12 protein-coding genes and 1 pseudogene are annotated in these 22,773 nt (G+C 37.0%); 3 read left to right on the plus strand and 10 right to left on the minus strand.

The window, feature by feature from the left end:
- Positions 1-607: 607 nt before the first annotated feature.
- Entirely contained in the window at positions 608-1,021 is a 414-nt protein-coding gene (locus tag PQ463_RS03885) for a 3-hydroxyacyl-ACP dehydratase FabZ family protein (protein ID WP_111376945.1), read from the plus strand.
- 267 nt (positions 1,022-1,288) lie between these two features.
- Here PQ463_RS03885 and PQ463_RS03890 read toward each other — a convergent pair whose 3' ends face one another.
- The 6 genes from PQ463_RS03890 to PQ463_RS03915 form a co-directional block, all read right to left on the minus strand.
- Positions 1,289-3,217 (minus strand): OmpA family protein, encoded by a 1,929-nt coding sequence (locus tag PQ463_RS03890; RefSeq protein WP_274256386.1) that lies wholly within the window; start codon positions 3,215-3,217, stop codon positions 1,289-1,291.
- Between the two features lie 12 nt (positions 3,218-3,229).
- Positions 3,230-4,195: a PorP/SprF family type IX secretion system membrane protein gene (locus PQ463_RS03895; RefSeq protein WP_274256387.1), complete on the minus strand. Its 966-nt coding sequence runs from the start codon at positions 4,193-4,195 to the stop codon at positions 3,230-3,232.
- A gap of 13 nt (positions 4,196-4,208) precedes the next feature.
- Positions 4,209-15,413 (minus strand): PKD domain-containing protein, encoded by an 11,205-nt coding sequence (locus PQ463_RS03900; RefSeq protein WP_274256388.1) that lies wholly within the window; start codon positions 15,411-15,413, stop codon positions 4,209-4,211.
- 401 nt (positions 15,414-15,814) lie between these two features.
- Positions 15,815-16,876 (minus strand): BamA/TamA family outer membrane protein, encoded by a 1,062-nt coding sequence (locus PQ463_RS03905; RefSeq protein ID WP_274256389.1) that lies wholly within the window; start codon positions 16,874-16,876, stop codon positions 15,815-15,817.
- A gap of 105 nt (positions 16,877-16,981) precedes the next feature.
- A complete protein-coding gene (locus PQ463_RS03910; protein WP_274256390.1) occupies positions 16,982-18,178 on the minus strand; it encodes an FAD-dependent oxidoreductase in 1,197 nt (398 codons plus the stop codon).
- Positions 18,179-18,208: 30 nt separating this feature from the next.
- On the minus strand, positions 18,209-18,967 hold the full coding sequence (locus PQ463_RS03915; protein WP_274256391.1) for a helix-turn-helix domain-containing protein: 759 nt from the start codon (positions 18,965-18,967) through the stop codon (positions 18,209-18,211).
- Between the two features lie 310 nt (positions 18,968-19,277).
- Here PQ463_RS03915 and PQ463_RS03920 point away from each other — a divergent pair, with 310 nt between their 5' ends.
- A complete protein-coding gene (locus tag PQ463_RS03920; RefSeq protein WP_274256392.1) occupies positions 19,278-19,778 on the plus strand; it encodes a hypothetical protein in 501 nt (166 codons plus the stop codon).
- Positions 19,779-19,978: 200 nt separating this feature from the next.
- On the opposite strand, the pseudogene PQ463_RS03925 reads toward PQ463_RS03920, so the two are convergent.
- The 3 genes and pseudogenes from PQ463_RS03925 to PQ463_RS03935 all read right to left on the minus strand — a co-directional run.
- Positions 19,979-20,428: pseudogene (locus PQ463_RS03925) on the minus strand (transposase); the annotation flags it as partial.
- A gap of 127 nt (positions 20,429-20,555) precedes the next feature.
- Positions 20,556-20,933 carry a hypothetical protein gene (locus tag PQ463_RS03930; protein WP_111376464.1) on the minus strand — a complete coding sequence of 126 codons (378 nt, stop codon included), beginning with the start codon at positions 20,931-20,933 and terminating at the stop codon, positions 20,556-20,558.
- A gap of 267 nt (positions 20,934-21,200) precedes the next feature.
- Entirely contained in the window at positions 21,201-21,833 is a 633-nt protein-coding gene (locus PQ463_RS03935; RefSeq protein WP_274256393.1) for a nitroreductase family protein, read from the minus strand.
- Between the two features lie 107 nt (positions 21,834-21,940).
- Between PQ463_RS03935 and PQ463_RS03940 the strand changes: the two genes are divergently transcribed.
- Entirely contained in the window at positions 21,941-22,297 is a 357-nt protein-coding gene (locus tag PQ463_RS03940) for a winged helix-turn-helix transcriptional regulator (protein WP_274256394.1), read from the plus strand.
- Here PQ463_RS03940 and PQ463_RS03945 read toward each other — a convergent pair.
- Complete coding sequence (locus tag PQ463_RS03945; protein ID WP_274256395.1) at positions 22,294-22,773, minus strand: MarR family winged helix-turn-helix transcriptional regulator; 480 nt, start codon at positions 22,771-22,773, stop codon at positions 22,294-22,296. The genes PQ463_RS03940 and PQ463_RS03945 overlap by 4 nt on opposite strands.

Raw genomic sequence — 22,773 nt, forward strand, 5'->3', positions numbered from 1 at the left:
AGAAACGGCTAAAAAAGGTTTCAAAAGAGAAACCAATCTTGTTCTTAGATCTGACAATTTTTACGGAAATGGAGTTTATTATCTGTACCTAGCAACAATTGGAGATTCTTGTAATGGAGAAGGTTTTCAAGTATACACTTCTTCGGACTAAAGAAAATAGAAAAAAACACTTTAGCATTGAAGAAAGAAGACGCATAAAAGGCAAAAGTTTTTGGGTGTCACAGATTTCTAATAGAACAATTAGTTTCAGATGATTTATACTGCTGAAGAGAATTATAAGCAATGATAATTTGCTTAAGTCATTTAAAAACGATTTTAAGGCTTGAATGTTTAATCTGGATACAAAGGTCGATTCTTTGCTTTTTTGTTGGTTAGGGTGTTAAAAAATGCCTTTGTCGTGTGTGTTTGGTTTGTTTGGGTCTTGGAAAAAATGGCAGATAGTTTAATCATTAATAAAAAAAGATGTTATGGCCAACGGAGTCGATAATGCTGTTAGCCCAAAGTGAGTCTGCCCATTTTTTAACATTTTAACCCGCTTTTAACACAGATGCAATTTTAATATTGTCTATTTCAGTTCAGATTCGTACATTGTTAAAAATTACAGATCATGACAAAAAAAATAGAAGATTTAATTCCGCATCGTGCCCCATTCCTTTTTGTGGATGAAATTATTTCTTATACGACAGAAACAATCATTGGTTTAAAGACGTTTACAGAAAAAGACGCTTGGCTTCAGGGCAGTTTTCCCGATTTTAATTTTGTTCCAGGAACTATTTTAATTGAAGCAATGGCGCAGTGTGGCGGTGCAGGTATAAAACTTTTAGGGATTGCAGATGGCGTTTTTGGCTTGGTTAGTTTAGATAAGGTTGAGTTTTTTGGAGGTGTTGAGTTCGATAAACTCGTTAAATTTGTGGTAAAAAACATTCGCACAAGCGAAAAAATCATAAAACAGTCGGGTGAAGCTTTTGATGAAGATAGGTTGATTATGAAAGGAGAGTGGATGTGTGTGAAGCTTCAGTAAGAGAGTAGAAGCAAGACGATAGAAGCGAGAAGCTAGATAATAGAATATTTAGTGGATGTTTAGAAAAGAGTCTTTTTAAAACTAGTTTTTTTTAAGCTTCTGAGAAGCGAAATATTTATAGCTTAGAATAAAATTTTAGAGTAAAAAGCTCCGGAGGAGCGACATATCTAACTAAGAAATATGTCACTCCTCCGGAGCTTTTTCTATTTGTATTATCGTAATTCTATAAATATTTCATCCCGCTGGGGTTTTACAAATATTTTCTTTTTACATTTTTGTGATGATGAATTCGCTTCGGCGATTGACTTGATGCTGTGCTTCGGTACACGGCACTCCGTTGGAGCAATTGTTGATTAACTGGGTTTCTCCGTAGCCAATTGCGCTTTCTATTCTTTCGGGAGCAACTCCTTGAGAAATTAAATAATCTCTTGTGGCTTTTGCTCTTCGATCTGACAATTCGAGATTATACTGATCATTGGCTCTTGAATCGGTATGCGATTCAATTTTGATCACAACCGTATTATACTGATGCATTAAGAGAACCACTTTATTTAATTCTATTGCAGCATCATATCGAATTTCTGATTTATCTAAATCAAAGTAAATAATTCCGATTTTTATTTTTAAAAGACCATTTTCACGAACGATTAAAGCAGGATCCAAGCCAACAAGAGCTTCGGTATTTCCTGAACTGTTTGCTGTTACAATGGCTTTTGTATTGTTGTTGTAATTTTCTTTTGAGACTTCAATAGTATACGGCGTATTGCAATTTACGTTGTTGTTAAAATCGTATTTTCCGTCCAATTGAGAAACGGTTTCAGCTACTTTAATTCCGTTGGCATTTTTTAACGTTACCATAGCTCCAGCAATTCTGTTGTTTGAAATGGCATCAAAAACATAACCGCTGATGGCTTGATTACAGGATCTTTCAAAAGAGTAAATATCATCATCACCTTTTCCGGTTTTTCTATTCGAACAGACAAAGCCTTTATTGGTTGCTTCATTAACGATGTAACCAAAATCATCTCTGTTGCTGTTTAATGGCGCACCGAGATTGGCTGGTGTGTCAAAAGCGCCATCATTTAATCGGCTTTCAAAAACATCCAAACCTCCTAAGCCTAAAAATCCGTCAGAAGAAAAGTATAGAGCCTGATCGGTGATATACGGAAACATTTCGCGGCCAGTTGTATTTATTTTTTCGCCTAAATTTTTAGGTTCAGAGAATTGATTATTGCCTAAAATATCGACTACAAAAATATCTGTCGAACCAATAGTTCCTGGCATATCTGAAACGAAATATAGCTTTTTACCATCTTTGCTTACGGATGGATGTCCAACGGAATAGTTATCACTGTTAAAAGGCAATTCTTTAATATCTTTCCAAGAAACGGTGCCATTGCTGTTTTCTGTTGCCGTAGCGGAAAAGATTTTAAGATTATTAATGCCTTTGGAGTCACGTTTCAGTTTTCCGTTATAATTGTTTCGGGTGAAATAAATCGTTTTTTCATCTGGAGAAAAGGCGATACAGGCTTCGTGATATTTTGTGGTGATATCTTTGGCAAAACGCTCTTTAAAAGTAACGTTCGATTGTGTTTCGCTTATTTTGCCTAACTGCATATTCAGATAAGGCTGATCGTTCCAACCGTATTTTTCAGTTTTAAAATATGAAGAATCGGCAGTAGTAGAATAAACTAAATTGCCTTTGTAATACATTGGTCCAAAATCTGAATTAGCAGTATTTATGTCTAAATTTTCTAGTAGAAAAGAAGGTTTTATATTTTCAATATCTTCTAAAGTGACATTTTTAAGAGAAAAGTTCTTAGCCCTTGGATCTGTCGATTTTTGTTTTTCGGAGAAATTTTTCATCCATTTTTTTGCCAGTTCATAGTTCTGAACCCCTTGCAGCGACTGTGCGTAACGAAATAAATATTCGGCAGAGACTTCGTTCGGATATTCAGCAATTAGCTTTCCGTACCATTTTGAAGCACTAGACATTTTTGTATTGAAATAATAAGCGTCTCCAAGTCGCTGAAGCGTTTCTTTGGAAGCATCTCCATTGTTGATGGAAAGTTCATACGATTTTGCGGCTTCAACATAATACATCTTATCAAAAAGAGCATCGGCAGTTTTGTTTTTGGTTTGCGAATAAATCAGCTGTATAACCAATAATGCGAGTATAGTAATTGTTCTTTTCATAGACTATCCGTATTAAAAGAATCTTGGTGATTTTAGTCCTTTTTTGCGTGAAACTAGTTCAAAACGAAGCATAATTTCGTGCGTACCGCTGTTGTAATTCTGCAAAGCGGTTGTAGTGTAATCGTAAGCGTAACCAGCCATAAGCATTGGCGTGATTTGTATTCCAACAAGGCCGCTCACAGAATCTGATGTACGATAGGAAACACCGAGTGTAAGAGCATTGTTGAACATAAAATTGGCAGATATATCGGCAATCATTGGAGCGCCAGCCACATATTTCAAGAAAAGAGCAGGTTTGAATTTGGTATGCGCCGAAAGGTCGAAAACATAACCTCCAATAAGATAAACGTGTATTCTCTGATTGACCAAATCTTCGCTAATATCATCATAAGTATAACGTTCGCGGGTCATAAAATTCGGAATAGAAAGTCCTATATAATCTCTCTCTCCGTGCCAATACAATCCAGCTCCAATAACAGGAAGGAATTTATTGGTAATGTTTTCACGAAATTGTACATCGGGATCTTTATAACTTCCTTTGGACCAATCGATATTGATAACACGTCCACCGCCTTTTACTCCAAAAGAAAGTTTGTGATTTTCTCCAGATTTAATGGTATAAGAGAAGTTAGCATCTAAGTATTGTTCTTCTGTTGGCCCGATTTCTTCGTTTACGATTGAAATTCCAAGACCCACATTTTTTCCAACTGGTGTATCGAGAGAAAAACTTTGAGTATCTGGTGCGCCTTCGATACCAACCCACTGCGTTCTTAAAAGACCTGTTACGGTTAAATGTCCAAGAGATCCGGCATAAGCTGAGTTTACGGTCATTGTATTGTACATATATTGCGTGTATTGCGGGTCCTGTTGTGCAAAGGCTCCATATACCGAGAATAGAGTAATTATCGCGAAAACCTTTTTTATATTTTTAATCATAGCCAATTCTATTTTGGTTAATCCTATTCTTAAACTTTTCATTTTCTGGATGGTTTTATTTGAGGTAAAGCCATCCAGAGGTTTTTTTAGATCCGTCTCCTAAATCAAGGATATAGAAATAGGTGCCTTCAGGAAGCGTTTTGGCAGAACCTTCCGCTTTTCCATCCCAAGTATTTTTATAGCCTTTTTGGTAGTAAACCAGATTACCCCAGCGGTTAAAGATTTCCAGCTGATTATTTGGATACCTTTCAATACAATCAATGTAGAAGAAATCGTTTTGGCCGTCGTCATTTGGTGAAAACTCATTATAGATTTTTAGACAGTTTGGCGAAACGGTAGCGCTATCCTGATTGTTTGCTGGATTGGTGTCTATCTGATCTAGTTTAACCAAATGAGCATTATTCAAATAATCATTAAAATCAATAACCTTAACAGTTAGTGTTAATGTTTGAATAGTCCCTTTATTAATCGCTGGAATGCTCCAGATTCCTGTTTTAGAATCGTAAGTTCCAGAAGTTACCGCTGAGTTTACTAATGAATATCCTTTAGGCAATGCATCTTGAACTTCTACGTTTGTTGCAGTTAAATTGCCTAAATTTTCTGCTGTTATGGTAAAAGTTACTTGAGTATCCATAGGAACATCTGTTTTATCGACTTCTTTATTGATGGCTATATCTGTAGAAGGAACATTGATAAATTCAGAATCTTCATCGTCTTCGCTTTGGTCTCCGTTATCATTATTTGGAGTTGAATCTGGATCAAATTGATTGCTGGCAGTTACTTGTGCAATATTAACATAATCAGTACTTTCTAGGCCAAGTGGGTTGGCTACAGTTGCCTCGTACGTTAGTGTAATACCACCTACAGGAACGGTTAAATCGACCCATTTTATAATGTCTTTGCTGAAGATACCTCCATTATTGATATTCGAAATATTCTTGAATCCAAGCGGTATCAAGTCTTCAACAGCCACACCGGTAGCAGTGCTTGGCCCGTCATTATTAAGCTGAAGTGTAAATGTAACAACTTCGTTTACATTGGCGTTTTTGTTGCTGACTGTTTTTTCTAAACTTAAATCGGCAACGGCAATTTTGATTTGTAAACTGTCATAATCATCTTCTGTTGTAACTCCGTTATTTGGAGTCGAATCAGGATCGGGCAGGTTACTGGCAATAACCTCGGTTATATTTGTGTATTCGCACGCTGCGCCCGTTGGCTTATCTACTGTCGTATAAATATCTAGTGACTGATCTGTTCCGGTAGGAATATTTCCGACATTCCAAATACCTGTGACGTAGTTGTATAAACCGCTTGTAGGGCTACTTGTTTGATAAGTAAATCCTGGAGGCAGCAAGTCTTTGACTCTTACGCCAGATGCATCTGCAGGCCCATCATTAGTAACGGTAACTGTAAAAATTACCGTTGAGCCTACATCATGAATGGCATCTTGATTAAGAGCTGTTTTTTTAATGGATAAATCTGCCATTACAATTACTGGTGAAACAGAAATACTATCATAATCATCCTCAGTCGTAATTCCATTGCCTGGTGTACTATCCGGATCATGCTGATCTGCGGTCATGATTTCGGCAATATTTAAATATTCGTCTGTAGTGCCTGTTGGACTTTTTACAAAAACATTTAAAATCAAAGTATGGCTATTTCCAGGCAGTATAATTCCAGGCGACCATTCGCCAGTTGCAGGATTATAAGCTCCTGAAGTTGAACTATAGAAAATGTAGTCATACCCAGAAGGCAATACATCTTTTATAGTTACACCTGTGGCATTGCTAGGACCTGAATTGGTTACTGTAATCGAGAATGATATCTGCGAACCTACTGCAGGAGTAAGTATGTTGTTAATTACTTTTTTCTCAATAGAAAGATCAGCCACTGCAGGAACTGGTGTCAATAGTAATGAACTAATATCGTCTTCGCCAGTGGCATTATTATTTGGTGTCGAATCTGGATCTAATTCATTGGATGCGTAAACTTCAGCGATGTTTAGATAATCGCCTGTTGTATTTACTTTTGCCCCAATTAACAAAGATTCTGATCCTCCATTAGGTATTGTTCCCACTTCCCAGATTCCGGAGTTATCAAAATATTGTCCAGCTGTTGAACTGTATACTACGTATTCGTAACCGCTAGGCAGCATATCGATTACTTTTACCCCAGTTGCAGTTTGTGGCCCGCTGTTTTTTACTGTTACTTCAAAAGTAACAGTAGCACCAAATATTGGATTGAAGTTACCACCTACAATTGCTTTTGTAAGTGACAGGTCAGCCATTGGAGGTGTCGGAGTAGTTGTGACGCTGGCATAATCATTCTCTGTAACAACCCCGTTATTTGGTGTTGAATTTGGATCGGGAAGACTGCTTGCGGTCACTTCTGTTGTATTTAAATAATTCCCAGAAGCATTTACAATGGCTGTCAATTGAAGAGTTTGTGAATCTCCATTTATTAATGAACCAATAGCCCATTTTCCAGTTGTATTGTTATAAGTTCCTTTTGTTGCTGTAAAACTAGAGAATGTATATCCTGAAGGAAGCAAATCTGTTACTTCAACACCTGTTGTATTTTGCGGTCCTTGATTGGTTATAACTATTTCAAATGTAACTGGAGTTCCAATTAATGGCGTTGCATTATTCACTGTTTTGGTTAAAGATAAATCTGCCGCTTGCCCTAAAGGAGAAGTGGTAGCTGTACCGTAATCATTTTCAGTAGGAACGCCATTACCTGGAGTTGAATTTGGATCTGGAAGACTGCTAGCTGTTACTTCAGCCACATTTGTATAATTTCCTGTAGCATTTACGCTAGCGGTTATGCGAAGTACTTGTGAATCTCCATTTAAGAATGAACCAATTATCCATTTCCCTGTTGTGGCATTATAAGTTCCTTTTGTAGCGCTATAATTAGCAAAAGTATAGCCAGAAGGCAATAAATCGGTTACTTCGACTCCAGTAGTATTTTGAGGACCATTGTTTGTTGCAATTATTTCAAAAATAACAAGAGATCCTACTAGTGGAGTAGTATTGTTTACTGTCTTAGTTAAAGATAAATCTGCAGCTTGAGCATTTGGAGTGACTGTTGCCGTTGCATAATCGTCTTCTGTAGCAACCCCATTGTTAGGAGTTGAGTCAGGATCTGGAAGCGCACTTGCAGTCACTTCCGCCACATTTACATAGTTTCCTACTGGATTTACTAGAGCTAAAATCTGTAAGGTTTCTGATTTTCCGTTAATCAAATTACCAACTGTCCATAATCCAGTTGTGGGATTATAGGTTCCTGTAGAAATGGTGAAGTTAGAATATGTATAACCATTTGGAAGCAAATCTGTAACTGTTACCCCTGATGTGTCTTGAGGTCCGTTATTGGTTACAATCACTTCAAAAGTTACTAAAGAGCCAACTAGCGGATTACTATTGCTTACTGTTTTGGTCAATGATAAATCTGCAGATTGCGCTGTTGGAGTAATAGTTGCTGTAGCATAATCATTTTCCGTAGGAATTCCATTATTTGGAGTAGAATTAGGGTCAGGAAGATTAGCCGCAGTGACTTCGGCAATATTTAGATAATCTCCTGATGCATTTACGATGGCTGTAATTTGCAGGGTTTCAGATTCTCCGTTTGCTAAATTACCAATGTTCCACAATCCTGTAATCGGATTATAAGTTCCTGTTGAAAGAGTGAAACTGCTATAAGTATAACCAGAAGGTAATAAGTCGGTTATTTGAACTCCTGAGTTGTCCTGTGGTCCGTTATTGGTCACAACAACAGCAAAAGTAACCGGCGAACCAGCTAGCGGAGCCGTATTGTTTACCGTTTTGGTTAAAGATAAGTCAGAAGATTGTAATATAGGAGTAACAGTTACTGTCGCATAATCGTCTTCTGTTGTAACACCGTTATTTGGTGTAGAATTAGGATCGGGCTGACTGCTAGCTGTTATTTCTGCACTATTGGTATAATTTCCAGTTGCATTGACAACTGCTGTTATTTGTAAAGTATGAGCTCCTCCAACTGGCATATTTCCAACAGTCCAAAGTCCTGTAGCAGGGATATAGTTTCCTGCTGTCGCACTGTATGATACATAAGTATAACCAGAAGGCAGTAGATCGGTTACAGTTACATTGTCTGTAGCCTGTGGTCCTGCATTGTTTACCTGAAGGCTAAAAGTTACTTGTGAGCCCACAAGAGGTGTAGCATTACTTACTGTTTTAGTTAATGATAAATCTGCCGATGTTGGAACAGGAACTGTGGTTGCTTCAGCATAATCATCTTCTGTAGTCACTCCATTATTTGGAGTAGAATCTGGGTCAGGCTGGCTGCTGGCCGTGATTTCTGCACTATTAGTGTAGTTTCCTGTTGCATTAACTAAAGCCGTTATCTGTAAAGTATAAGAATCTGTAATTGGCATATTTCCAACATCCCAAAGCCCTGTTGTAGAATCATAAGTTCCTGTTGTTGCGCTGTATGATACATAAGTATATCCAGAAGGCAATAAATCGGTAACTGTTACGCCATTGGCTTCCTGAGGACCAGAATTGGTTATTTGGACGCTGAAGATTACCTGAGATCCCACAAGTGGAGTAGGATTATTTACAGTTTTAGTTAATGATAAATCTGCAGATGTCGGAACTGGCACTGTTGTAGCTTCTGAATAATCATCTTCTGTAGTGATTCCGTTGTTTGGAGTGGAGTCAGGATCAGGAAGATTTGCTGCGGTTACTTCTGCTTTATTCAGGTAATCGCCACTCGGATTTACTCTTGCCACAATTTGAAGTGTTTCTGCGTCACCAGCAACCAAATTACCAACAGTCCATATTCCTGTTGTGGTATCGTAAGTTCCAGTAGAAACCGTAAATCCAGTAAAAGTATAGCCAGACGGAAGCACATCTGTTACCTGTACGCCAAAGTTATCTTGTGGGCCATTATTGGTTACCACAACTTCAAAAGTAACCACTGAGCCTACTAGTGGGGCAGCGTTATTAACAGTTTTAACTAAAGATAAATCTGAAGACTGCGGAATTGGAGTAGTGGTTGCTGTTCCATAATCATCTTCTGTTGGCACTCCATTATTTGGTGTCGAGTCAGGATCTGGAGTGTCACTATTGGTAACTTCTGCTATATTGGTATAATCTCCTGTTGGATTAACTATAGCATTTATCTGTAATGTTTCAGACTCACTGCTTTCTAATATATCAAGTGTCCAAAGACCAGTTGTACTGTCATATGTTCCGCTTGTTGCACTAAAAGTAGCAAAAGTATAACCAGAAGGCAGTAAATCAGTTACTTGAACTTGAGCAGCATCTTGAGGGCCACTGTTTGTAGTGATAATAGTAAACGTTACTAGAGAACCAACAAGAGGGGTAGCATTGCTTACTGTTTTTGTTAATGATAAATCAGCTGCTGGAGGTATAGGAGTTAAAACCACATTATCTTCATCATCTTCGCTCTGATCGCCATCGTCATTATTAGGCGTACTGTCTGGATCAGGAAGGTTACTTGCCGAAACTTGCGCTATATTTTTGTAATCTCCTGCTGGCAATACTTTTGCATCTAGAATAAGTGATTCTGTAACACCAACATCAACTGTACCAACATTCCAAATTCCAGTAGTACTGTCGTATGTTCCAGCAGACGAACTATAATTTACGTACTGAAAGCCAGAAGGCAATAAATCAGTTACCTGCACTCCAGTTGCATTATTTGGGCCGTCATTTGTTATTTTAAGCTCAAACGAAACTTGACTGCCAACCACAGGACTTGTATTGCCTGTAACTACATTTTTGACTAAAGATAAGTCGGCAGAAGGGCCGATAAAAGTGATTTCAGCATCATCCTGATCATCTTCAGAAGCAATATTGTTATTAGGGACACTGTCAGGGTCTGGTAAATCGCTGGTTATAACTTGAGCGACATTCTGATAGCTTCCCAAAGGATTAACAAAAGCATTAAAAGTAAGATCAATATTTGAGTTTGCAGGTAATACTAGGTTTCTCCATTCAAGTGTAGCCGTAGCAACTTGATAGGTGCCTCCAGCAGATACCGATCCCGGAATAAGTGTATAACCTACAGGAATAACATCTTTTACGCCGACTCCTGTTGCATTTCCTGGGCCATTGTTAAGCACATTAATCGTGAAAGTAACCTGTTCGCCCGCTGCTGCTGAAGTTGGTGTTACAGATTTTGTAAGTTCCAAATCAGCTTGTTTTAGAGAAACAAAAGCTGTAGATATATCATCTTCGGGCAGTCCGTTTCCTGGGGTGCTATCTGGGTCGAACTGATGTGCGGTCTGAATTTCTGCCGTATTAAAATAATCATTCATTGATGTTACGACATTTACTTTAGCGGTAATCTGTAAGGAAAGTGTGTTTCCATTATTCAAATTTCCAACATCCCATATTCCTGTAAGGCTATTATATTTTCCAGCCCCATTATCACTCACATAAGTATATCCTGGAGGTAGTTTATCTGAAACCGTTATTCCGCTCGCGTTATTTGGTCCGCTATTCGTTACAGAAATTGTAAAAATAACATTGTCGTTTATGCTTACAGTATTAGGAGAAACCGTTTTACGCAGAGATAAATCTGCTACATCTAGAACTACTGTAGCGCTATCCTGGTCATCTTCTGCAGGATTTTGATTGTTTGGCGTACTATCAGGATCAAATTGGTCAGATGCGATAACCTCTGCTGTATTGACATACGATCCCCCTGTAGGCAATATTGTGGCTTTGAATGATAAATTTAAAATGCTTCCGCTTGGAATTGTTATACCGCTCCAAGTAATTGTATTGTCTCCAACATTATATATTCCTCCAGAATTAACAGATCCTGCAACAAGCGCAAAACCAAGCGGAATAAAGTCGCGTATAGCAACATTGGTAGCAGTAGAAGATCCTCCTAATGCATTATTATTAAATACATTTATGTTAAAAGTAACCACGTCGCCAGCACTACCAGTTGTTGGCGTTACAGTTTTAGTTAATTCAAGATCGGCTACGGCACGAATTGTAAGATTCATTGAATCTGATGAAACGGCACAATTTCCATTTGTTACATTCCACTGAAGTGTATAAATGCCAGGAATTGTTCCAGTTACAGCTGTCGTAGGGCTGGTAGGATCAGTAAAACCTATTGTACTAGGACCTGCGGTTTGAATCCAGCTTCCAGTTCCTATTGTTGGAACAACCGCATTCATATTAATAGCAGAAAATTGAGGTCTAATTTGATCAGGTCCTGCATTGGCAGTTGAAGGTTGGTCATATATGGTCACCAAGACAGTATCTTCAGATATACAACTAGTTGAAGCGGCTGTAGTGACGGTCCATTTAAATTCATAAGTACCCGGTATTAGACCAAGCATTAGAGAATTTTCACTGTTTGGAGATCCTATTCCAGCTGTATTTGGACCAGAAACCATAGTCCATTCTCCCACTCCTGATGTCACTGGGGCAGCATTCATGGTAGCAGTATTTACATCACAGAGTTCTTGATCAGGGCCCGCATTGGCTATAGATGGAGGAACATCATTAAAAGTAATAGACACATCATCTGAAGTAGGTTGACATAAAGAAGGATTTGTAAATGGGCCATTGCTGACTGTCCATGTTAAAACGTAAGTGCCTAAAACATTAATATTTGATAAAGTGGTAACAGGACTGTTCGGGTTGTCAATTATTGCATTTCCGCCAGGAGGCTGAGAAGAAAATGTCCAAGTTCCTATACCCACTGTAGGAGGAACCGCAGCAGTTTTATAAGTAGTCTGACAGGCCACATTATCATCAGGGCCTGCATTGGCAGAACTTGGAGGGGCATTCATTTCTATCCTTACAATATCAGAAAGAGAGCGGCAATCGTTGCTTTTGAATACCCATTCTAAAATATAAAGTCCGGGAACGGTTAAATTTGAAACCGTAGTTAATGGTGCAGAAGGCGTATCAATAACGGCTACACTACCTGCAGGCTGATAAACAAATCGCCACTCAAACGAAGTAACATCAGGAGGAGGGGTATTACCGCTCATTGTGGCAACTCCGCCAACATCACTAATACATAAGGTTTGGTCTGGCCCCGCGTCTGGGTCAATACTGGCGCCGTTAAAAATAGTGACATTTACAGAATCTGAAGTTCCAGTACATGTACCGCCATTTGGAAATGTAGTGCTATTGGTAGTAAATGTAAAAACATAATCATTGCCAGGAACTACCGTTGCATTAGCAATATAACTATTTGAAGGTGATTGTGTGATTATAACATCATTAGGATTTCCTGTTGTACTGGTTAGTGACCATATTCCTGTTGAATTTTCATTGGCAACAAGCTGTACACTGGTAACGTCACAATATGTCTGGTCAATTCCTGCATTTGCAGCAGGATCAACTACCACGACTACATCATCAAAACTGCCCTGACATAAAAAGATACTTTTTGCCGTTATAGTCCATCTGAAAGTATATGTCCCTGCTATAAGTCCATTAATTACAGTATTCGGATTAGAAGGGTCTACAATTGTAGGCTGATTAGGAGAACCCGTAAGTACAGACCATTGTCCAAGCTCAAAAAAGCTGTCATAGGAGCTTCCTGCCATGGTTACAGTACTGTTGTTGCAAATGTTTTGATCTGGTCCTGCATTAGCCTGATGAGGCGGAAGACCGATAGTTAGATTAATATCATCAAATGCCTGGCCGCAGATCCCAGCATCAACTGTCCATCTGAATATGTAATATCCACTGTAAGAAAAGGTAAAAACAGCATTTGGATCATGTATGTCACTTATAGTATAATTTCCAACACCTGAAATTCTTGACCATGTACCTATTGATCCACCGCTTTGTGTAGCAGCCATAGTAATTGTATTACCGCAAATTTCTTGGTCAGGACCAGCTGAAGCAACTGGAGGAGTTTCTGCAACTGTTACAGATACACTGCTTTGGCTAGGAATACAGGTTCTTAGTCTCGAACTAATGGACCATGTAAAAACATAAGTTCCGTTTCCTGGAACGGTTACCATCGTATTGGGATCTTCTACGTCATTAAAGACGACTCCAGCTGAGGGCTGTACTGACCAAATTCCATATTCCCCAAATCCTGGACTATTTCCGCTAAGGTTAAAAGTAGTTGTGCCAGAAGTATAGCAGGCATTTGGCCCTGCATCTGATGTTGTAGGTGCTTGATTATTATTTGTACTAATAGTTACGGTGTCAGAAACTGCCGCACCACAGGATGGGCCAGGGTGAGAATAAGAAACTGTCCATTGCAATTCGTAAGAAGCATTCGCTGTCGCAAAACCAGATGCAATGGCATTCGGATTATTCACATCTGAAAATGTAATTGTATCGGGGCCTGAAACCTGACTCCAGGTTCCCATTTCACCATTTGCAGGCGGAACAGCTTGTAGGGGTACTTGAGAACTTGCACACACTACCTGATTTGTTCCTGCGTCGACATTGCTAATTGTGCTGTCTGAGACATAAACAGTAACTGTAGCTACAGAAAATCCGCACGTAGCACCGCCACCTTTTGTGATATATTGAAAAACATAAGTACCTGAAATAAGATTACTAACTGATGTATCGACAGCAAAATTATCAGCGATTGTTGCGGTATTAGGACCGCTAAGCTGACTCCAAAAATGTAGGCCGTCATCTGTGGTGACACCTGAAAGAACAGTAGTGGTATCTCCGCATGGAAGACTGACATCGGTTCCCGCATTAGATGGAGTAGGGTCTCCAGAAACTAAAATGCCCAAAGTGTCAAAGCCATAATCGCATTCAACAGTTAATGCGCCAGTCTGTTTTCGAACAAATTCGACTGTATATTCTCCTGGAGCAGTAAGTGTTAAGGTCAGCGAATTTCCAACATCTGTCAAGGGAGTAGGAAAAGGAGCTAAAGGAGAAAGCGGAGGCCCACTAACAATGCGATATTGGTTAGAACCTGTTCCTGTTACAGTAAGCGGAATAGTAAAAACAGTTGCATTACAGCTTCCAACCATGTCATTTCCATTGTTTGCCAGAATTGTTCGAGTTGGGCCATTATATTGTACGATGTAATCTTTGGTAAAAATACAACCCGTATTATTATTTGTAAGGGTATAACGGAAACGGTATGGATCTCCTCCCTGAAAAATATTGGTTACCAATGTAGTAGGGTTTGTTGGCGAAACAATTACAGCGCCACTATCACCAGAGACTTGTGACCAAGCTACAGTTTCGCCGGCATATAGAGGAGTCTGTGCAACCAGAGTAACCTGATTTATAGTATTGTCGCAGAAGAATATGTTTTCGTCTCCTCCAGGCAGCTGTGTTACATCCTGAGTTGCTGGTGGTACATTAATTACGACGGTATCATTTCCAGAAGCACAAGCGCCAGAAACAGTCCATCTAAATGTGTAGGTTCCCTCAACCAAATTTGAAACCCCCGTATTATTAGCGTTTGGGTTGCTTATAACAGGTGTATTAGGGCCACTTACAAATGTCCATTGTCCGTTTTGTCCGTTAAGTCCGCATCCGCCATAAGTGGCATTTAAATTGGTTGCTTGAGTGGTGGTGTAACAATTGCTTAAAGTCTGATCTGGACCTGCCGAAACAGGTTTTACTCCGCCATAATTAGTTACCGTTATCTGAGAAGTGGTTCTACAGCGCTGTCCAGGGGCGTACTCAGGTCCTTCAATAACCCATTGAAGTGTCGTAACACCACAGCTTGTTGCAGGGAGGCTAATTGTTGAGGTAGCTAAATTTGGAAAATTAATTACAACCCCAGCATTATTTGCGCCTACAATTTCCCAATATCCTGTTTCTCCAGTATTTTGCGGAGTGTTTGCAATAATAGCTAATGTTCCATTGTTATTAGGGCAGCTTGTAATATTGGCACCAGCGTTGGCCATGGTTATAGGCTTAACATTTACCACTTTATCCTGATAAGATACAATACCGTCACTGCAGGTTGCACTATATCTGAAAATATAAGTATTGCCTCCAGTATAGCCTGAAACGGTTGTGCTTGTGCTTGTTGGCGAATTAATAGTCACTGCTGGACCCGAAATTTGTGTCCATTTGACTGTGCCAGTAATTGGAGAAGGATTGTTTCCAGTTAAAACCAACGCATCGGTTTCGCAAATAGTAACATTTAGTACTCCAGCATTTACAGAACAGTTTTGTGCATTGGTTTGAAAAATTGAAAGAAAAATCAACAAGGCGGCAAAAGCCAGTTTTTTTGATAAAGTGCAAATTCTCCAAGAAAAATAAAATTGTGCCATAAGCAATCAGGAATGAAAAGGCAGCACAGTAAATTTATAACTACCTTAAATTAATAAATTGATTTTTAGCATTAATCGTAGTTAAGATTTAGAATATATTTTGGGGTTACTTCAAATTTAAAGAAAGATAGCCATGAAATTTTTTTTTGTATGTTGCAGATTATAAAATGAAACACAAAAAATAGATTTTGGAACAATAAAATGCACTACAGTAACGTGAGGAGGCGTTTGCTCGAAAAACGAATTAGCTTGATGTTTTTGAAAGGATAGGAGTAAAATAAAGTATTTAAGAAAGAAATTCAGTTTTTGAAATCTTAAAAAAGCTCTTAAACGGATGCTACGGAAATTAAATAAAAAAGACTATCTTTTTTGAGACAGTCCTTTGTATGAGTTTTTTGAAATTAAAAAGCTTCGCCAATTCTAAAATAAACTCCCCAATCTCCTTTACCAACTGCACCGTCTAGACCAACATTGAATTTTGACTTTTTAAATGGATTATATCGATAGCCAACGCCGCCGCCTGGATACATTTTCCAGTCAAAGCTTGGAGTGTCAGAACCGTAAATGGTTGCGATACCAAAAAAGCCCACTAGACCCATTTTTTTTCCAAAGTTGTAGCGGTATTCGCCTTGAATATCCATTAATCCAGCACCTCTATATTTTCCTTCAGAATAACCGCGAATATCTGTTCCACCAATAGTACTCTGTTGTTCAAATGCCACATTTCCAAGACCAAATTTCCCAAAGACTCGAGCTGCAATAACATCTTTATTATCTCTAGTTGGAATATATCTATTGGCCTGAAAGGATATTCGGTTAGAGGCCAATTCGTTATCTAAAAAATCAGGATAGGTAGACCAGTCCAGTTTAATTTTGTATCCCTTTGTCGGATAATAAACAGCATCTCTTGTGTCGTAGAGTAAATTTACAACTAGAGCATTACTATGCGATACAGATGAAGGAGAGATGTTATCTTCATAAACCGTATTATAATGCGCATAGGTATATGACAAACCACCATAAAATTTTCCAACAATTTTGCGTTGGCCTCCAAAACTTAATACAGTTGTTTTGGTTCCGTAATCGTAGAAATCAGGCTGATCAATATCGTCAACATAAAACTGCGAATTCTGATTTCCGGTAAGAAAGAAGAACTTCACTCGCCATTTATCTTCATTCAAATACCATCTGTTAAAGAGAGCCAAGATATAAGATTTGTTGGTTGTATATATAGCTGTCATTCCAGACAATGATTTGGGAGAAATAGTATCGGCATGATTCAATTTATACATTGCCATCGGAATTGCGCCAAACATAAAATCAAGGTTTCGATTATAACTCAGATAAGGCATTACTCGCAGTTCAATTTTTTTCTCTTTTTTCGGAATAGAATCGACGTTTTTTTGTCCGAAAGTAGAATGTATAAAGACAACGAAAAGGAAAAAGAGTAGAAAATACCTCATGGAATAAATTTATTTGGTGAAACTTATATTGGCGTAGAAAAATGCTTCTGGGTATTTGTAAATTTAGATAAAAAATATAAGTAATTGAAATAAAAAGAATTAAGTTTAAGCTGTTTTGCCAAATATAGAAAGTAGTTTTTCTAAAGCATTTTCAGAATGCAGTTGTTTGGCGTTTTTTAAAGTATTTTCTAAGGCTTTTTCAGCTCTCTCCAGCATGCGCTTTTCAAAATAAGAAATAGCAGTTTTCATATCAGAAAATTGATTATTTGTTAAGCAATTAGCCAATTCAAAAGCATCGAGCAAAGCCAGATTAGCGCCTTTTCCAGCAAAAGGAGGCATTCTATGTGCAGCGTCGCCAATCATGGTTAAGTTTTCCTGCGTTTCCCAAGATTGATTAAACGGAAAATAATATTGCGGACGCGGAATAAAGTATAATTCTTTACTCTTAAACAACTCATCCCATTCAGAGCCCCAATCTTTGTAGATCTGTTTAAACCAATCGAAAATCTGTTTATTGTTTTTAAAATCCAAATCATTTTCTGCAATCCAACTTTCGGGAATTTTACTGCTAAGTAGAAACATCAGAGAGCCATCTCCTTTTGTGCCGTACATAATGGTTTGTTCCTTTCCTAAGGCAAGAACTTTTCCACCTTTAGAAAACTCAAAAAGATTGGGAGCATTTTCTTTGGCATTATAAATTGTGCCCTCAATCATAGTAATTCCAGAGTAAATGGGTTTTTCTGTGCTTATATAAGGGCGCACTTTTGAATTTGCGCCGTCTGCAGCAATTACCAAATCTGCATAAAGATTTGTTCCATTCTTAAAATACACTCGCCAGCCGTTATTTTCTTTTTCCATAGAAATAAACTGGCTGTCCCAAACAATGGAATCAGGAGAAAGAGAGTTTAATAAAATATTTCGAAGAACAGAACGGTCTATTTCTGGACGTGGTTTTGAAATATCTTGAAGTGAATCTTGATGGTTTTCTGAATTTGTTTGAAAAATGCCTTTCTGAATAGTGTGTTCGTCAAATTTCAATTCAAAATTCTGATTCACAATTCGAGCTTTGCTGGCATTTGGTCTAATATTTTTATAAAATTCATCTAATAAATTAGCTTCCTTCATGGCTATCAAACCTGAATCTTCATGTAAATCTAATGGAGATCCCTTTACACGAACTTCTGAGTTGAGGTCTCTTTCATAAACCTTTACAATACTATTTTGTAATTGTAAAAGACGGGCTAACATTAAACCGCCCATTCCACCGCCAATAATGGCAACTTGCTTATTTTCTAGTAACATAGTTTTGTATTTAAAATCTATGTTGCAAAATTATTGAGAGGAGAGAGCCGATAATAGTATAAATCGGTCGTTTTTGTTTTGAAAAAGTTCTTTCGGAAGTGAACCCGAAATTTTCTTGACTTCTTTAATAAAATGAGTCTGATCAGAGAAGTTCTCTTCTGGAAAAAGTTTGCCTTTTGCTATATGTTCCAAAGAAGCTCGAAATCGAAGTATGGAGCAATATGCTTTTAACGAAATTCCAAAATATTGATTAAAATATCTGTTGATTTGACGGCTGCTCCAGTTCGCTTTTTCAGATAGCTCTTTTACGGTCATTGTTCCTTTGGTTTCATAGATAAGATGAAATAGCTTTTGTTTCCTGTTGTCTACTTCTTTGAGTAATAAGGAATGAATTTTTGCAGAGGCTTTTTCACAGAACAATTCAAAATTTTCTAAATCATTTTCATTAAAATCCCAAAAATCTGAATTCAGTATTTTTCCAGAATTTAAAAGATCTTCAATGCTTTCATGAAAAATATATTCCGTGGCAAGAAGTTTAAAACTGATAACGAAGGTTAGACTGTTAGCCGGAATTTTCCCTTTTTCATATTGCTGAGTGCCTAAACCTAGAAGTCTAATTTGAAAGGAGGTTTCAGGAGTTTTTATAACCGATAAATCAATTCGTCCGTCGGGAAGACCGATTGTCTCTATAGTTTGATCCGATTTGTTCTCCATACACCAAAAACTATCTACAAAATCTGAGAGATTTTTGCTGGGTTTAATGGATTGATATTTTAAATCGTGAATCATTTTATCAAATTTAAAGTGAAATTATGAAATTCAGCATTCATTATGATAAAGAAAAAACAACGATAAAAAGGCTGTAAAGGTGTTTTGGAATTCATAAAAACAGCCTCGAAAAACTTAACATTGGATAAGTGTTTGATTTTTAGGGTTGTACATTAGGTTTTTTGTTTCCACGAAAAACTTAACATTGGCGAATAGGTTTTTCAATCTATCTTTGTTTATTATTTTTTGATGTTAATTTAATGATTTAATAACATTAAAAATTAGTTTAATTAAAAATAAATTTAATCAATTTCTTAAAATTAACAGAATAATGACAAAAGAAGTACTTGCCAATGAAATCGATCAGGAAGTAGAAGTTGCTCCAGTTATCTCAAACAAAGAAAACGAACAGCAAGAGACTACGATTTCAGAAACAGAATCGACTGTTGAAATATCAAAACCAAAACCTAAAAGGGCTCCAAAAAAAACAGCTGAAAAAGAAACGGCAACTGAAGAAATAACAATAGAAACTGAAGTTGAAGAAACGGTGTCTGAGGCAGAATCAGAAGAAAACGGAGACCAGCCAAAATCTAAAAAAAATAAAAAGATGAAAGACAAAGAAAAAGAGAAAAAAGAGAAAAAGAAAAAAGTAGCTGCTAAGAAAAAAGAAAAAGCAAAAGACAAGAAGAAAGAGAAGGCTAAAAAAGCAAAATTAAAAGCGAAAGCGAAAAAGAAAGCCAAAGCCAAAAAAGCGAAGGAAAAAGCAAAAGCTAAAAAGATCGCTAAAAACAAAGCAAAAAGATCTAAAGCAAAGAAAAACAAGAAAAAATAAGACTAATTGTGAATGGTGAATGGTTAATTGTGAATTTTCCAAAGCAATCAGAAAATAGAATTATAAAGCCACAGATTATAAGATTAGCACAGATTTTTAAAAATCATTTTAATCCTTTAATCTGTGGCTATATATTAGAGTCTTGTATTTCACAATTAACCATTTACAATTAACCATTTACAATTAATCATTCACAATTCTTCAGCCTTTTTCTTTAGCGCGAGTTTATCAATTTTTTGAAGAAACTCTGGGTCAAATTCAGAATAGGCTCTTAATCTATATTTTTCGTCCCTGATTTTCATGACCAAGCGAATTTTCTGAACCATAAGCCAGATGGGTTCGTATCTTTTATGTCCTAATAAATATTGAATTTTCAGAATAGATAATTTTCTATGCGAAAGCGTCATCAATTCAATGCAGATCATCCAGTATCGAATAGGAAGATTGGAGTTTTCCATTACTGTTCCTGAGCGGAGACTTATGCGGCTGCCACATTTGCGACACTGAAATTTTAAATCATTCTGACGGAAAGAATGCACATTATGTCCGCATTTCCTGCACAAAATTCCGTTTTCTAAACGCTTGTTTTTAAGCTCTTCAATGCAAGTTGCTTCATCAGAATATTTTTCAAAATAGGCGCGTAACTCCATTAATACAAATTCATATTTACGTTTCGAAATATAAAATATTTTAAAAGAAACGAATAACAATTTGTATAAAAAATAAAAAGGAATATTCGTTCATGAATATTCCTTTTTACGAAGGGTAAAAATTGTGTTATAATTTAGCTACGATTTCTTTTTTGTACTTATTAAGGATAGATTTTGTCATACCTAAATTAGCTTTTGTAGAATCTACAGCCAGGTAAATAAAATACTCCTGATTGTCAGATACATCAATGATGTGCATTTGAGAACTTAATGTAATCATAATGTTATCAATTACCTGTTCTTTTAAACCTAAAGCTTTAATAGCGTTCATTTTTGCTTTTACCACTTCCAGATTATAAGCCGATGCTAATTCAGGGTCAAAATCTGCCACTACAGATTGAGAATAGTATGACATGCCGCTTGCAATTTCAGCTACAGAAACTGCGATGAACCCAGGGACGTTCTTTTTTAGGTCTTCCCCAAATTGAGTTAAAAAATCAGACATAACGTTAGAATTTTAGTTGTTGTAAATAAGATTGAATTGTTTTGGATAAAGGCAAAATTAGGGATACAATATTATTTAATTATCCGTAATGCGTACCTTTTTTTATACAATAATTAAAAAATAACATAAGGCTGATAAAATCAATTTTTTGTTCTTTCAGCTGAATTTTGTTTTGGTTTGAAAATGAAATGATTAAACTAAAAAATGCTTCTGAAAAGCGTTTATGCGCCTCTCAAAAGCATTTTCATTTAAGCAAAAAATAATTTTTTACTTGATTTCTGTTATAAATTCTTCTTGAGCAGTTCTTACTTTTTTCAAGTTTACCAACCAGTCGTTAGCATCATCTCTATAACCAAGAGGTAGAACTAAAACACTATTTAAACCAAGTTCGTTTAAGCCCAAAAGTTTATCTACTTCAGCAGGAATAAAACCTTCCATTGGAGTTGCGTCTACTTGCTGTTCAGCAGCAGCAGCGATTGCGATACCAAACGAAATATAAGCTTGTTTTGCAGCATGATGAGCGTGCCATTCTTGACCAAGAGGCTCGTACATTCCCCAAAGTCTTTGTTTGTACTCGTCCATTGCATCAGCAGGAATTCCTCTTTCTGCAATAGTTTTATCAAATACAGCAGAAATTTTCTCTAAGCTGTAAGCGTCCCAAGCAGCCCAAACCAAAACGTGAGAAGCATCTGTAACCTGACTTTGATCAAAACTTACTGCTCTTAGTTTTTCTTTAAGTTCTTGGTTTGTGATAACAAAGATTTTATAAGGCTGTAAACCAGAAGAAGAAGGAGCTAGTTTTGCAGCTTCAAGAATATAATCTACTTTTTCTTGCGGAACCGCTTGTCCGTTCATTTTTTTTGTAGCGTAACGCCACTTTAGTGCATCTATTAAGGCCATCTTTTTTAATTGATTAAAATTGTATTCAAATGTAAAAACTTTAAGTGTATTTTTGTCATCTGATTACCAAAAGTAACTGTAACATTGAGGTAACCTACTAATAGAGCATGATAAAAGAACCTATACACGATAAAAAATCGTGCAATCAGCATATTATGGCAGTACATGACGCCATGTATATTTTAAACGGAAGATGGAAAATTTCTATTATAGCATCATTATGCTTCAATACATTGAGATTTACTGACTTATTGCGAGAAGTTGAAGGCATTTCTGGAAAAATGCTGAGTAGGGAATTAAAAAACCTTGAAGAAAATCAATTGGTAACGAGAACTGTTCTTAATACGCAACCTGTTACGGTTGAGTATCAATTAACAGAATACGGACATACCTTAAAAGAGGTCATTGATTCTCTTGCAAAATGGGGGCACAACCATAGAAAGAAAATTACAGGCAAAGATTAGCTTTTGCTTTTTATTTCAATAGCTCTTTGCAAAAAACCTTGACGAGTTAGATTCTGTTCTGCTTCTTCAATTGCTCTTAGAAGATTGTTTTGCGTATTAGTAATTTCGTTCAGTGTTATTGTCATAATACTCCAAACTGGTTGCATTTTTGAAACCAGTTCTTTTCCTTTTGCCGTTAATATGATGAGCCTTTTACGTTCGTCTTGTTTGTCTTTTTTAGAACTGATAATTTTTTCTTTCTCCAATTCTTTCAATAAACTGATGGTCGACGGATGGCTATAGCCAATTTCATTTGCAATTTCAACGACACTCAGCATTTCTTTTACATGCAGAGTGTAAATCACTGGAAACCATTTTGGTTCAAAATCAATATTAAAATAACTGTAAATCTGCGCTCCGTCCTTGCGTAATTGCTCGCTCAGACGCTGCAAACGTGTTGATATGGCTAAGATGCCAATTTCGTCAATTATATTCAT

This window comes from Flavobacterium sp. KACC 22763 (assembly GCF_028736155.1).
In the GTDB taxonomy this organism is placed as follows: Bacteria; Bacteroidota; Bacteroidia; order Flavobacteriales; family Flavobacteriaceae; genus Flavobacterium.